The organism is Massilia frigida (genome assembly GCF_011682175.1).
GTDB classification, from domain to species: Bacteria; Pseudomonadota; Gammaproteobacteria; order Burkholderiales; family Burkholderiaceae_D; genus Telluria_A; species Telluria_A frigida.
Window position 1 is genome coordinate 1 of record NZ_WHJG01000048.1, and the last position, 13,163, is coordinate 13,163.

The window sequence follows — 13,163 nt, forward strand, 5'->3', positions numbered from 1 at the left end:
ACCTACGAGATTGACCATGATTCCGCCACCTTAAACCAGCAGAGTCCGTCTAACTTCGAAAAACGTGATCAAAAATCACGATTTCCTCATGCCGACCGGTTCAGGAAAATAGTTTTGCAACTGGCTCCATACTCTATAATTCCAGCACCTTTTCGACAGGATGCCGCATGACACCTTTTGACGCCCATCGTCTTCTTCGCCCGGCGCTGGCCGCCACGCTGTGCCTGATGGCTGGCAGCGCCGCCGCAGCCGACAAATGCGGCGGCGCGCCACGCCTGGCCGTGACCACGCCGCCCGGCTTTTGCGCGGCCATCATCGCCGGCGGCTTCAAGTTCGCGCGCGGGGTCCAGCCGCTCGACAATGGCGACGTGCTGGTGGTCGACCTGGGCGGCTGGGAGCCGAACCAGGGCAGCGTCTGGACGCTCCGTCCCAGCGCGGCCGGGTATCGGAAAACACTGCTGATGAAGAAGATCGACCGTCCGAACGGCATCGTGCTGGGGCCGGACGGGCTGGTGTATGTGGGCGCCATCAAGCGCGTATTCCGCTTCGATCCGCGCGATCCGGACGGCACCACCAAGGATGTCATCGGCGGCACCTCCGGGGTGGCGGCGCTGCCCGGCATCGGGCGCCACCCGCTGACCGCCTTGCGCTTCGACGCCAAGGGCGACCTGTACGTCAACGTCGGTTCGGGCAGCGACCACTGCGAAGACAAGGAGGGCAAGGCGCCGGACCCGGCCAAACCGTGCGCGGAAGCGAGCGGGGCGAATGCGCTGGGCGCGCTGCGCAAATACCAGATGCAATGGCCGGCCGGCACCGTCAAGAGTTGGGACGTGCACGCCACCGGGCTGCGTAATTCAATGGCGCTGGCGATCCACCCGGTCACGCATGCCTTGTGGCAGGGCGAAAACTCGCGCGACGCGATCCAGGCGGCTATCAAAACCTTGAAGAACGATAACGATCTGCCGCACGATGAGTTGAACCTGATCGAGGCCAAGGGCAACTACGGCTGGCCCTATTGCTACGACAATAATGTGGCCAGTCCGGAGTATCCGGCCGCCAAGTGCGCCAGTTACCGCGCTCCGGCACGCCTGCTGCCGGCCCACTCCGCGCCGCTCGGCATGACCTTTTACACGGGCGACATGTTCCCGCCGCAATACAAGAATAGCCTGATCATGGGCTTTCACGGCTACCGCGCGAACGGCCACCGGCTGGTGGCCTTCCTGCCCGATGCGCAGGGCGCGCCGCTGGGCAAGATGATTGAACTGATCGGCGGCTGGAGCGCCAAGCCGAACCAGCCGGCCGGGGCTCCGGTCGACGTCAAGCAGGGGCGCGGCGGCGCGATTTTCCTGGTCGAGGACCGTAGCGGACGGGTGGTCAGGTTGCAGTATGACGCGCCGGCGAAGGCGTCGGCGGGCAAATAGGCTTCCATGGCGGGCGCGCGGCGGCCTGGCCGGCTTGCTCGCGCGCGCACCAGGCGAACAGGTCTTCCGGCGCCAGCGGCCTGGCGAACAGATAGCCTTGCCCCTCGTCGCAGCCCTGGTCGCGCAGCAACTGCCGCACCTCATCGGTTTCGATGCCTTCGGCCACCACGCGAAAGCCCAGCTCGTGCGAGAGTGAAATCATGGTGTTCACCAAGGTGCGGTTGCGTTCGCCGCCGGCCATGTTGCGCACGAAGGACTGGTCGATCTTGACCACGTGCGCGGGCATGCTCTGCAGGTAAGCCAGGCTGCTGTAGCCGGTGCCGAAGTCGTCGATCGCCAGGCGCACGCCGGCCTCGTCGAGCGCCGCCAGGGTGGCCAGGGCGGTGCCCTGGTTTTCCATGACCGCGCTTTCCGTCACTTCCAGTTCCAGCCAGCCCGGCGCCATGCGGTGCCGGTTCAGCAGCGCGGCGAGGTTGCTCACAAAATCCTTTTCCAGCAGGTTGGCGGCCGAGACGTTGACCGACATTTGCAGCTGCAAGCCGGCGCCATGCCACGCAGCCAGCTGGCGCACGGCTTCGCGGATCACCCAGTTGGTGGCGGCACGCACCATCGAGGTCTGTTCCACCACCGGCATGAATTCGCCCGGCGGCACGTCGCCCAGCTCCGGATGGCGCCAGCGCAGCAGGGCTTCGGCGCCGACGCAGCGCCCGCTGGCCAGGTCGATGCGCGGCTGGTAGACCAGGCGCAGCTGGTGCCCGTCGTCGAGCGCGGCATCGAAGGCGTTGAGCAGGGTGAAGCGGCGCTGGTAGGCGGCGTCCTGCGCGGAGGAATAGGTGCCGATCAGCTGGCCGGTCTGGTGCGCGTCCTGCATCGCGTTCTGGCCGATGCGCAGCACGTCCAGGCACTCGGTGCGGCCCAGCAGGAAGGGTGCGATGCCGATCGCCGGGGTGGTCACGAAGCGCGAGGTGCACCACTCGGCGCGGCTGTCGAGCCAGTGCGCCAGGCGCGCGGTGTAGGCGCCGTCGTCAATATCGGGCGGGGCGATGGTGATGAACTGGGTCGCGGCCAGCTGGTACACCTTGTGTTCCTCGCCGAGGAAGGCGCGGTAGGAGCGGATCGCCTCGTCCATCAGGTCGTCGAAGTAGGAGGCGCCCATCACGCGCGCGGCGTTGTTGAGCTGTTCCTGGTTGGCCATGTTGACCAGCACCGCCACGCGCCGTTCGCCCTGCGGACGGTCCATTTGCAGGTCGGCGTAGTCTTCGATGAATTGTTTGCGGTTTGGCATGCCGCTGAGCGGGTCGACCCGGCCCAGGGTGTGCTGCAGCTCGATCTGGGCCATCACCATGGCCGCCAGGTCGGTCAGCGCATCGCGTTCGGTGGCGCTGATGGTGCGCGCTTCCAGGCCCAGCACGCACATCGCGCCCAGCGTGTAGCCGTCGCTGGTGATCAGCGGCGCGCCCGCATAGAAACGCACGCCGCTGTGGGCCAGGTGGCTGTCGCGGAAATGCGCATCCGCGTGCAGGTCGTTAATCACCAGCATGGCGCCGCTGTCGGCCACGGCGGAGCAGGGCGCCTTGAGGCGTGGAATCGATAAGTGGGCCACGCCGACGCGCGACTTGAACCACTGGCGGTCGCTGTCGGTCAGCGACACCGCCGCGATCGGCAAGCCGAAGACGCGCGCGGCCATGCGCGTGATGCGGTCGAACGCTTCGCTGGGCGCGCTGTCGAGCAAGTCGAGCTTGCGCAAGGCCAGCAGGCGGTCGGATTCGGTGCGGGTATTCATAAGCTTGCCTTTTTGGCCTGAGCCGGGCCACAGCGTGAACGCAACTCCGTCCGGGACGCTCGTCGTCACTATTAACCAGGAATGATGCGGGGCAGGGCATCCGGAAGCGTGAGGCGCGCGCTGCAGCCATCATTGACGCTCTCGCATCAGGCTGTCTGTGCAGGCCGGGACGAGCGGGGACTAGGCTCGTGCAACAAATTGTAGCACCGAAATGAAATTAGTGCTCCACGGCATTAAACGTGCGAACGGCGCAACAAACCGGGCGGGGTCAGGCGAATCGCCGTGATGCCAGAGGAATATTTACACGTATAATCGATTGAACCGGACTGCGGATGCCTTCGCCTTCGGTTGCTTGTCCTCTTACCTGATCCCCCATCCCCCGGGATCGCCCAGATCCGCCTGTCGGCCCAAGCCCGCCGATGCATCAGAACGCCAGCTCGCGTCGGCCCGACGCGCTAACACAGTTGCCGCCGGTCGCCTTCGGGCCGGGCGCAGGGAAAAGGAAACGATGAATAACGTTCAACAGGATATCGACGAAAGAAGCAATCTGACCAGCCTCAACAAGCTGGAATTGCTCTTGTTCCGCCTGGGTGGCGATGCGGAAGGCCAGCACTCGGAGTTGTATGCGATCAACGTGTTCAAGATTCGCGAAATCGTCGCGATGCCGCACGTCACGCCGATTGCCGATTCCCATCCGCATATGCTGGGTGTGGTCAATCTGCGCGAGCAGATTATTCCTGTGATTAATCTCCCCGCGGTGGTGGGATGCATCCCGACGGCGGGCCTCAAGCTGCTGTTGATTACCGAATTCGCGCGCACCACGCAAGCGTTCGCGGTGGAGGCGGTGGAAGAAATCGTGCGCCTGGAATGGACGTCGGTGCTGCCGGGCGATAAGACGGCCAGCGGCGCGCTGGTGACCAGCATTGCCAAGGTCGATGGCGACGTGCCCAATACCCGCCTGGCCCAGGTGCTGGACGTGGAATCGATCCTGCGCCAGTTGCACAGCAATGAAGAGCCGGACGTGGATGTCGATTCGATCGGCGCTCCGCTCAACCTGCCCGAGGGACAGGTGATCCTGGCGGCGGACGACTCGGTGATCGCGCGCGCGCTGATTGAAAACGCGTTGCAGGCGATGGGTGCGCAGTACGTGATGACCAATTCCGGCAAGCAGGCGTGGGACAAGCTCGAAGCGATCGATATCGCGGCCAAGAAAGAGGGCAAGACGGCGCGCGACAAGGTGGCGCTGGTGCTGAGCGACCTGGAAATGCCAGAGATGGATGGTTTTACGCTCACGCGCAATATCAAGCAGGACAGCCGGTTTTCGACGATTCCGGTGATTATTCATTCGTCCCTGTCGGGCGCGGCGAACGAGAATCACGTCAATGGCGTGGGGGCGGACGCCTATATTGCCAAGTTCGTGCCGATTGAACTGGCGGCGCTGCTGCGCAAGACGCTCGCGAAAAACACGCCGCAAAAGCGCGGTTGATCGCCCCCCTGGCACGGGGAGTCGTTTCCGCCAATGGCGGAAACGACGGTTTGGCGCTTAGTGCTGTTGCTTCTGCTTCGCCCCGCCACCGGCACCTTCATCCTTGCCCGCTTTCACACGGCTCTTTTCGTCGTGGCTGCTCTTGTCATCCTTCTTGCCGGCGGCCGAATTCACGTCCGCTTCGGTTTCCGGGCTGCCGGACTGTTTGTTCTGCGTACCTTCCGATGTCGATTGGGTCATGGTAAATCTCCTTGTGGCAGTGAAAAAAAACGAATAAGCGTGGCGTCGCCTTAGTGCAGCGTGGCGCCGGCGTCGTGCTGGGCCCACGCCGGAATGTGTGCGAGGCCCGCGCGTGCCCCCACCTCCAGCCTGGCAACCGCTGCCATGATGAGGTCGGGACGAGCGTAGTGCAGCATGTGCCCGCAGCTTTCTTCCAGTTGCAGGTCGCTGTGTGGAACTTCTTGATGGAATCGCACCGCATGGCTCTCGGCGCTGACCAGCTGGTCTCCCCAGCCGGCCAGCACGGCAATCGGCAGGCGCAGCTCGCCGTAGCGCTGCGACAGGCGCGCGGCCGCAGCCGTCATCATGCCGATTTCGGCGGCGCTGGCGCCCAGCTGCGCCGGCCGCAATGACATCCAGGCGGGAAACTCGCTGAAGCGCTCCGGTACCGCGGCCGGGCTGAACATGCGCCGCGCCAGGGCGGGCCAGAGCAGGCGGCCGAGCAGTGGCGCCAGGGTATTTCTCAGCACCTGCCCCAACAGCGGCAGCGCGGGTGCCGCCGCCAGCGGCGCATCGAGCCGCACGCTCGGATAGTAGTAGCCGGACACCAGCGTAATCCCCCGCACATAGCGCGGATAATCGAGCGCCAGCGCCAGCGTGACCAGGGTCCCCCAGGCATGCCCCACAATCACTGGCCGCTCGACGCCCAGCATGCGCAAGGCCTTGTACATCAGGCGCGCCTGCGCTTCCGGGGTCCAGCTGGTGTCGCCGGGCCGTTCGCTGTGCCCGAAACCCGGGCGGTCGAACGCGATCACGCGATGCGATTCGGCGGCCGTATCGAGCAGACCGCTGAGCGCGAAGTCTTCCGCATGCAATCCATTCCCGTGCAGCAGCACCAGCGGTGGTCCATCGCCGTGCTCAAGATAATGCAGGCGCACGCCATCGACCTCGATGACATTGCCCTGCGCGGGATTGGCCAGCTCGGCCTCGCGTTTCCTCGCTTGCACGTACACCGCCGACGCGGCCAGGCCGGCGGCGGCAAGCAGGGCGATACTGCCCCACCCGGGCGTGCGCGGCTCGGTAAAGGTTGAAATGCGGTTCGGCATGGCGCTACGGTCGTAAGGCATGTTATTCCTGCGGCAGGTTGATGAGTGGCTGTCGTGGGTATACTGTGCCTGCCGCGCTCACTGCTGGTCTGTGCGCCAGTCAACAGTGTGCGCACCTTCGCGGGCTGCGCGCCCCGCTCAGCCTTGCAGTTGCAGATAAGCGGCGCTGACCGCGTCAGGGCCATACAGCCGCTCCAGCCGGCGCACCGTGAAATGGCCGCGCGCCATGTCCTGGAAATGGTTGATGAACAGGGTGTTGAGCAGCGCGCCGCCGGCCGCGCCAATGATCGGCACCATCATCGCCGCCGCCTTCTGCGACACGTGCACATTGAAGCGGGTGGCGATCTGGGCAATCAGGCGCACCAGCGCCGGCGCGCTTTCGCTGGCCAGGCTGTGTTTGGCCAGATAGACCGTGGCCTCCGACATCGCCTGCGCCAGCGCGATGCGGGCCGCGTAGTAGCCCGAGTCCGACGCATCGTCGGCGGCTGTCTTGCCGCCCAGCGAAAACACCATCAGGCAAGCCAGCTGCGCTTCACCCGAGGCGAGGTTTTCGCCTTGCGCGCGGCCGATGTCGGCGATCGAGCGCAGCATGACGACCGTGGACACCGGCAGCTCGACCGCCAGCCCGGCGATGCCGAAGGCGCCGCCGGCCGCGCCGCTCAGCGCCACCGCCGCGCTGTGCAGCTTGGGAAAGGACGAGGTGCCGGACGGGCGCAAGGTAGCGTTGGCCACGTTCAGGCATTTGGTCAGCGATGCGTTGGTGACGGCGGCAATCTTGCTGGTCCACGCGGCGGGGAGGGCCTTGACCGCCGCTTCGAGCGGCATGCCGATCACGTCGGTAATGCGGGCCACGTAACCGGGATGCTCCAGCAGGCGCTTGGCTTGCTGCAATTCGGCCAGGTGTTCCTGTGACAAGCTCGATGCGCCGCCGGCCGGGTGTTCACGTTCCATGATTCCTCGCTGATCAGATGCCGCTGCGCACGGTGCGCCGGGGCGATGCGTGGAGTATAGGCGAGTCGCGCCCCGCCGGCCCACGCACGCGAACGCGGTAGCGCAACGCTGCTACAATTCGCGCCTTGATAGCGCTAACATTTCCCAAGGATACCGATGCTGCCGCCCCTGACACTGCCTTCCCAGCCTTCCCTGGCACGCCTGGCGCTGCGCCTTGCCCTGGCCGTGCCGCTCGGCTGGAGCGTGGCGCGAGGCGCGGCGGCGGCCCAATGCGGCGGCCTTGCCCCCGCCGGCACGCTGAGCGCCGCGCGCGTGCCCGGCACGGCGCCGACCCACGCCGAAGCGGGCCTGTACGAAGGCCCGGTCTGGATCGGCGACTCCCTGTATTTTTCCGATTTCACCTTCGGCCCCGGTTTTCCATCGCGTATCCAGCGGCTGGGTCCGGACGGCAAGGTCGGCACCGCGCTTGCCGACAGCGGCAGCAACGGCCTGGCGGTCGATGCGCGCGGCAACATCGTTGCCGGCACCCACAAATACAAGGGCGTATCGCGCTTCGCGCTCCCCGGCGGCAAGCGCACCCTGGTGGCAGGCAGCTATAACGGCAAGGTCTTCAATTCGCCCAACGATCTCGCCATTGCCGCCGACGGCACGCTGTATTTCACCGATCCCGCCTTCCAGCGCGACGCCGCCCCAGGCGGGCAGGATGCCACTTATGTCTACCGCGTGGCCCCCGGCGGCAAGGTGACGGTGGTCGAACGCGGCATCGCCAATCCGAATGGGGTGGCGTTATCGCCGGCGGGGGATATGCTGTATGTAAATGGTGGCGGCGAGCATGGCGTGCTGCGCGCCTATCCCATCGTGCGCGGCGTGCCGGGCAAGGGACGCGACCTGGTCACGGGCCTGGCCGTGCCGGACGGGATGACGGTCGATTGCCAGGGCAATATTTACGTGACCGAACATACGGCGCAGCGCCTGCGCGTGTTTTCGCCGGCCGGCAAGGAGCTGGCCGTGATCAGGGTCGACGCCAACATCACCAACGCCGCTTTTGGCGGCGCGGACGGCAAGACCTTGTACATGACGGGCGCCGGCGCGCTCTGGCAAATCCGGCTGGGCCTGGCCGGAAAGCCGTATTAGGAGCACGAGGGCGCGATTTTGATGATTTGTGTTAAGAGTCGAACATACGCCGCAAGTCCGGGTGCGCATACTTGGTTCATGCAGTAAATGTTCTCACAGAAAGACATCATGAAAACCGCGCAGTTGACCGTTTCCCGCCATGCCCGCATCGCCATGTTTATGCGCTGCACCTCGCGCCGGAGCGTCTGAGATGAAAACCACCAAATCCGATCCCCAGCCAGCGTCGCGCATCGAACGCGAAATCGAGCGCGAGCGCGAGCAGCGCCACAAGAACGATGACGAGCGCTCCGGCACCAGCCCGGCCTCCGATTTCCGCATCAAGGATGCGCGCGAAAGCAGCGATTCCGGCATTCTGCACCGTTCACGCTCGCGTTACGCCTGAGCCAGCGCGGCAGCGACGCCCAGCCCGCGGCGTCGCGGATGCATTGCTGTCTTGACACGCTTGACTGACACAACCAGAATGGGACGTTCTGGTTGCCGGCGGCCGCGCCGCGACCGCTTTTGTCAGGAGCAAGCCGTGACCCGTTTCCGCAATAATTCCGATCGCCTGCTGGAAGTGACCCTTCAAAACGAGAAGGTGCTTGCCATCGCCGGTTCCATGGTCGCCTATACGGGCACCATCAAATTCGAAAAATCCATCCTCGGTGGCGAGGGCATCTTCGGCGCCCTCAAGCGCAAGGTGACCAACGAGGGCATGCAGCTGATGCAAACCTCGGGCACCGGCACCGTGTTTTTCGCCCAGGATGCGGCCGAAATCACCGTGATCGCGCTGGCCGGCGAAAAGATGACCATCGAGAGCAGCAGCCTGCTGGCCTACGATACCTCGCTCAAGACCGGCACCAGCTTCGCCGGCCTGCGCGGGGCAGCCTCGGGCCAGGGCCTGTTCAGCACCACGGTCGAGGGGCAGGGCAACATCGCGGTCATCTCGCGCGGCAACCTGATCATGCTGGAAGTGACGCCCGCCAATCCGCTGCGCGTCGATCCGGACGCCTTCGTCGGCTTCAAGGGCAATATCACCCAGGAATTCGTGTTCGACGTGAACTGGCGCACCATGGTCGGCCAGTCCTCGGGCGAGTCCTACCAGCACAAGTTCACTGGCCAGGGCGTGGTCTTCATCCAGCCTGCGGAACGCTGACAGGGCGGCGCGCACGCGCTCATGAACAATCGAATTATCTGGAGAATGCCATGCCGGCGTATCAGCAAATCAATGAAAAAATGATTGAGGTCAAACTCAATAATGAAGAAGTCTTCGCCAAGAAGGGTGCGATGATTTCGTACCAGGGCGAAGTCGCGTTCAGCCGTTCCTTCCTGGCGGGGCAGGGCGTGCAATCCCTGGCGATGCGCGCCGCCACCAACGAGGGCTATTCCCTGATGATGGCCAAGGGCAGCGGCTCGGTCTACTACGCCTACGATGGCTTGTTCGTCACCATCATCCCGGTGCGCGGCGAAACGCTGTACGTGGAAAGCGACAATGTGCTGGCTTTCGACGCGCGCCTGACCGCCGGCACCATGTTCCTCGGTAACCAGGGCGGCATCCAGGGCATCGCGCGCGGCGCCGTGTCGGGCCAGGGTTTGTTTACCAGCACTTTCCAGGGCTCGGGCGAGGTGGCGATCCTGTCGGACGGCAACGCCATCGGCTTGCCGGTCACGCCCGATGTGCCGGTCTGCGTCGACCCGCAAGCCTATATCGGTCACACCGGGCAGTTGAGTTCCGCCATCATCACCGACCTGAACTGGAAGACGTTTGTCGGCCAGGCCTCGGGCGAGTCGTATCAAGTCAAATTCACCGGCCAGGGCACGGTCTACATCCAAGCGAGCGAGAGGTAAATCATGACAATCTACAATCCAGCGAACTTGCCCAAGAACGATAACCTGAACCGGTTTGCCTTCGTGGTCGACGTGACCGACCAGATTTTCATCCGCAAGGGCAAGATGATCGCCTTTTACGGCAACCTGAGCTTCGAGGCCATGGGCAGCAGCGTCATCGACATGCTGGCGCGCCACGCCTTCAACGCGCCGAAATACATCCACAACTTCGTGGTGGCGCAGGGCCAGGGCCAGCTGATCTTGGGCGACAACGGCAACGACCTGGCTTGCTATGACCTGGATGCGGCCAACATGACGATCCGCGCCAAGAATCTGCTGGGCTTTTCCAAGAACGTGATTTGCCAGGAATCGACCCTGCCGGGTTACCTGACCCTGCTCGGGACCGGCAAGGTGATCGCGTCCTCGAATGGGCCGGTGCACTTCATGGAACTGCCGTGCCGGGTCGATGAGCAGGCCGTGCTGGGCTGGGCCGATTGCCCGAGTCCGTCGTACCGCTACGATTACGAGCACGTCAAGGGGTTCATCTCGACCGTGGGGGCCATGACCGGCTTTACACTGTCGGGCGAGGAAAAGCAGGTCGACTTTACCGGCAATGGCACCGTGCTGGTGCAGTCGTCCGAGCTGGAACTGAACGGCAGTTCGACCTTGTCGCATTTGCTGGCGCAGTTGCCGATGCTGGGCAAGGAAGAATTGAGCCAGCTGGGCATGTCGATACAGCAGCATAGCCAGCAACGGCGCTAAGGCTGCCGGCGGCGCTAGCCGTGCGCCGCCGTCTGCTCGGCCACAGGCTGCACGGCGTGCATGCGCACTGCCCACACCACGCCTGCAATCAGCAGCACAATCGCCGCCATTTCCAGCATCCTCGGAAACTGGCGGTGGTAGACAAAGCCATACAGCAGCGCGAACAGGGTCTCGAACAAGATCAGTTGCCCCGACAGGGTGACCGGCACGCGCCGGCTGGCGATATTCCACAGATGGTTGCCGATGACCGATGCGCCCAGGGCGAGCAGGGCGTTGGTGATCCAGAATGCCGTCCAGTTGCGTCCGCTTGCCATGCCTGCGGCGCCGGTGACCTCGCCATGCCAGATGGCGAAGTCGAGTGCGTACCAGCTCCAGCACAGCAGGGCACCGAAGGCGCACAGCACGCCCAGCAGGGTCGCGCCGGGCGACGCCCCGCTGGCGCGCGCGTGCAGGAACACGTCGACATTAATACAGGCGATGCCGGCACCCACCACCAGCAGCGGCAGCGCCAGTTGAGACAGGGGAATCGCGCCGTGATCCTTGCGCCCGAGCAGGGTGACGGTAATCGGCAGCAGGCCGATGATGAGCGAGGTCGGCGCCACGCCCGCCAGCTTGACACCCAACGCCAGCAGCATGTAATAGACGATGTTGCCGGCCAGCGCGTGGCGCACCAGCGCGCCGCAATCGCTGCGGTCGAGCCGTTTCATGAGGCCGCGCAGGCGCGGCAGCATTAGCCCGGTGGCGATGGCGCCGTAGGCGATGTAGCGCCCCACGGCCAGTTCGACCGGCGAAAACGCCGCCAGCAATTCCGGCACGATGAACACCATGCCCCACATCGCGCCGGCCAGCAGGCCGCACAGTACGCCATTCCACATCGATATATTCCCGCTACGCAATTACACCAAAGTCCGTCAGTGTCGCACGAAGCGACCAGCGCTGCATGCGGACCAAGGAGCTCTGGCCACACCTCCCATTACTTGCCATTGGAGTAACAAGCGCTATACACTGCCCTTTACCGGTGTGTGCTTTCGAGCAGACACGGGCCTGGATGAAGGATAGCGAGCTTATCGTTATGTGAGTAGATTGGAGAAATTGTGGGAATGATCGAGCGGTGCAGTTATTGCAGAGTCGTGAGAGGTATTGCGTTCTGGGGAGCTTTTCCTGAAGCGAAATGGAAGCGTCCCGCTCTACTTATCGTCTCCCTCGTGATAGGAGGTGGTACAGTTATTTTAAACTGGGTGCTATTTGAAAAAGCAGCATATATTTCCTTTTTCCTGCTCTCACTGCCGTTGGGGGCTCTTGGATTCATGGGGGTGTTGGTCGCTCTCAAGGGCTGCGATGCTTGTGTCGCCCGTCTATTTGGAAGTCCCTAATCTCAATGGACGGTAAATAAAAGGTTTTGACAACCAGCGCGCTAAGGCGGACACCTTCTGCCGTTTTCGCCAAATACATGGATACGCGCCAGCGGCGCACCCAACGCCACGTGCTGGCCCACCTCCCAGGCGGTGTCCGGATCGGCCCGCACCACCACCTGTTCTGAGCTGCCGCCCACGCTGGCATACAGATACGTCCCTTCGCCCAGCCGTTCGACCGCGAACACGGTCGCCCGGATGCCGTCCACCGCATCGGTCACGATGTGCTCGGGCCGCATTCCCAACGTGACGTGCGCGCCGGGCGCCATTTGCGCACCCACGCACACCATCAACTGGGCGCCGCCGGCCAGCGCCACCACCGCCTGGCCCGCGTTCCACTGGCGGATTTCACCGCGCAGGAAATTCATCGGCGGGGCGCCAAGAAATCCGGCCACGAACAGGTTGTCGGGCCGGTGATACAGCTCCAGCGGCGCGCCCACCTGCTCGATGCGGCCGGCGCGCAGTACCACGATGCGGTCGGCCAGAGTCATCGCCTCGACCTGGTCGTGCGTCACATAGATCATGGTGGTGGCCAGGGTGCGGTGCAGCCTGGCCAGTTCGATGCGCATCTGCACCCGCAGCGACGCGTCCAGGTTCGACAGCGGTTCGTCGAACAGGAACACGGCCGGCTGGCGCACGATGGCGCGTCCGATCGCCACGCGCTGGCGCTGGCCGCCTGACAGTTCCTTGGGCCGGCGCTGCAGCAGCGCCTCGATCTGCAGGGTGTGCGCGGCCTTGCGCACGGCTTCGTCGATCTGCGTCTTGCGCTTGCCCGCCAGTTTCAGCGCGAACGCCATGTTCTCGTACACAGTCATGTGCGGATACAGCGCGTAACTCTGGAACACCATGGCCAGCCCGCGCTGCGCCGGCGGCACGTCGTTCATGCGCACGCCGTCGATCAGGACGTCGCCGCCGTCGATGTCTTCCAGCCCGCAGATCGCGCGCAGCAGGGTCGACTTGCCGCAGCCGGACGGGCCGACAAAGACCACGAACTCGCCATCGGCGATATCGAGGTCGATTCCATGCAGGACCGCCTGCGCTCCGTACGACTTGCGGATGCCTGTCAGTTGAACTTGTGCCATC

General features: G+C 64.3%; 14 protein-coding genes. 8 read left to right on the plus strand and 6 right to left on the minus strand.

The genetic code is table 11. The features are described 5' to 3' along the window. Positions 1-167: 167 nt before the first annotated feature. Positions 168-1,421 (plus strand): PQQ-dependent sugar dehydrogenase, encoded by a 1,254-nt coding sequence (locus F2P44_RS29475; RefSeq protein WP_229423826.1) that lies wholly within the window; start codon positions 168-170, stop codon positions 1,419-1,421. On the opposite strand, the gene F2P44_RS29480 is transcribed toward F2P44_RS29475, so the two are convergent. Continuing rightward, positions 1,375-3,204 carry a putative bifunctional diguanylate cyclase/phosphodiesterase gene (locus F2P44_RS29480; protein WP_167092789.1) on the minus strand — a complete coding sequence of 610 codons (1,830 nt, stop codon included), beginning with the start codon at positions 3,202-3,204 and terminating at the stop codon, positions 1,375-1,377. The two genes, F2P44_RS29475 and F2P44_RS29480, sit on opposite strands and share 47 nt — an antisense overlap. A gap of 508 nt (positions 3,205-3,712) precedes the next feature. On the opposite strand from F2P44_RS29480, the gene F2P44_RS29485 reads away from it, so the two are divergent. Further along, positions 3,713-4,690: a chemotaxis protein gene (locus F2P44_RS29485; RefSeq protein WP_167092792.1), complete on the plus strand. Its 978-nt coding sequence runs from the start codon at positions 3,713-3,715 to the stop codon at positions 4,688-4,690. 57 nt (positions 4,691-4,747) lie between these two features. Here the strand turns inward: F2P44_RS29485 and F2P44_RS29490 are convergent, their stop codons facing one another. The 3 genes from F2P44_RS29490 to F2P44_RS29500 all read right to left on the minus strand — a co-directional run bounded on the left by F2P44_RS29490 (position 4,748) and on the right by F2P44_RS29500 (position 6,966). Continuing rightward, positions 4,748-4,930 (minus strand): hypothetical protein, encoded by a 183-nt coding sequence (locus F2P44_RS29490; RefSeq protein WP_167092795.1) that lies wholly within the window; start codon positions 4,928-4,930, stop codon positions 4,748-4,750. 50 nt (positions 4,931-4,980) lie between these two features. Further along, positions 4,981-6,036 (minus strand): alpha/beta fold hydrolase, encoded by a 1,056-nt coding sequence (locus tag F2P44_RS29495; protein WP_229423827.1) that lies wholly within the window; start codon positions 6,034-6,036, stop codon positions 4,981-4,983. Between the two features lie 117 nt (positions 6,037-6,153). After that, on the minus strand, positions 6,154-6,966 hold the full coding sequence (locus F2P44_RS29500; protein ID WP_167092798.1) for an EcsC family protein: 813 nt from the start codon (positions 6,964-6,966) through the stop codon (positions 6,154-6,156). Positions 6,967-7,122: 156 nt separating this feature from the next. Here F2P44_RS29500 and F2P44_RS29505 point away from each other — a divergent pair, with 156 nt between their 5' ends. The 5 genes from F2P44_RS29505 to F2P44_RS29525 all read left to right on the plus strand — a co-directional run bounded on the left by F2P44_RS29505 (position 7,123) and on the right by F2P44_RS29525 (position 10,668). Then, positions 7,123-8,100 (plus strand): SMP-30/gluconolactonase/LRE family protein, encoded by a 978-nt coding sequence (locus F2P44_RS29505; protein WP_167092802.1) that lies wholly within the window; start codon positions 7,123-7,125, stop codon positions 8,098-8,100. Between the two features lie 190 nt (positions 8,101-8,290). Continuing rightward, positions 8,291-8,482: a hypothetical protein gene (locus F2P44_RS29510; protein WP_167092805.1), complete on the plus strand. Its 192-nt coding sequence runs from the start codon at positions 8,291-8,293 to the stop codon at positions 8,480-8,482. A gap of 135 nt (positions 8,483-8,617) precedes the next feature. Further along, positions 8,618-9,235: an AIM24 family protein gene (locus F2P44_RS29515; protein WP_289312934.1), complete on the plus strand. Its 618-nt coding sequence runs from the start codon at positions 8,618-8,620 to the stop codon at positions 9,233-9,235. A 50-nt stretch (positions 9,236-9,285) separates the two neighbouring features. Then, the gene (locus F2P44_RS29520; protein WP_167092811.1) at positions 9,286-9,927 is read left to right on the plus strand and encodes an AIM24 family protein; all 642 of its coding nucleotides are present in this window, start codon (positions 9,286-9,288) and stop codon (positions 9,925-9,927) included. Positions 9,928-9,930: 3 nt separating this feature from the next. Beyond that, positions 9,931-10,668, plus strand: a complete 738-nt coding sequence (locus tag F2P44_RS29525) for an AIM24 family protein (protein WP_167092814.1) — start codon at positions 9,931-9,933, stop codon at positions 10,666-10,668. A 14-nt stretch (positions 10,669-10,682) separates the two neighbouring features. On the opposite strand, the gene F2P44_RS29530 is transcribed toward F2P44_RS29525, so the two are convergent. Further along, positions 10,683-11,543, minus strand: coding sequence for a DMT family transporter (locus F2P44_RS29530; RefSeq protein WP_167092817.1), 861 nt, complete (start codon positions 11,541-11,543; stop codon positions 10,683-10,685). 219 nt (positions 11,544-11,762) lie between these two features. On the opposite strand from F2P44_RS29530, the gene F2P44_RS29535 reads away from it, so the two are divergent. Further along, positions 11,763-12,041, plus strand: coding sequence for a hypothetical protein (locus tag F2P44_RS29535; RefSeq protein ID WP_167092820.1), 279 nt, complete (start codon positions 11,763-11,765; stop codon positions 12,039-12,041). A 41-nt stretch (positions 12,042-12,082) separates the two neighbouring features. Here F2P44_RS29535 and F2P44_RS29540 read toward each other — a convergent pair whose 3' ends face one another. Continuing rightward, on the minus strand, positions 12,083-13,162 hold the full coding sequence (locus tag F2P44_RS29540) for an ABC transporter ATP-binding protein (RefSeq protein ID WP_167092823.1): 1,080 nt from the start codon (positions 13,160-13,162) through the stop codon (positions 12,083-12,085). Position 13,163: the final 1 nt, after the last annotated feature.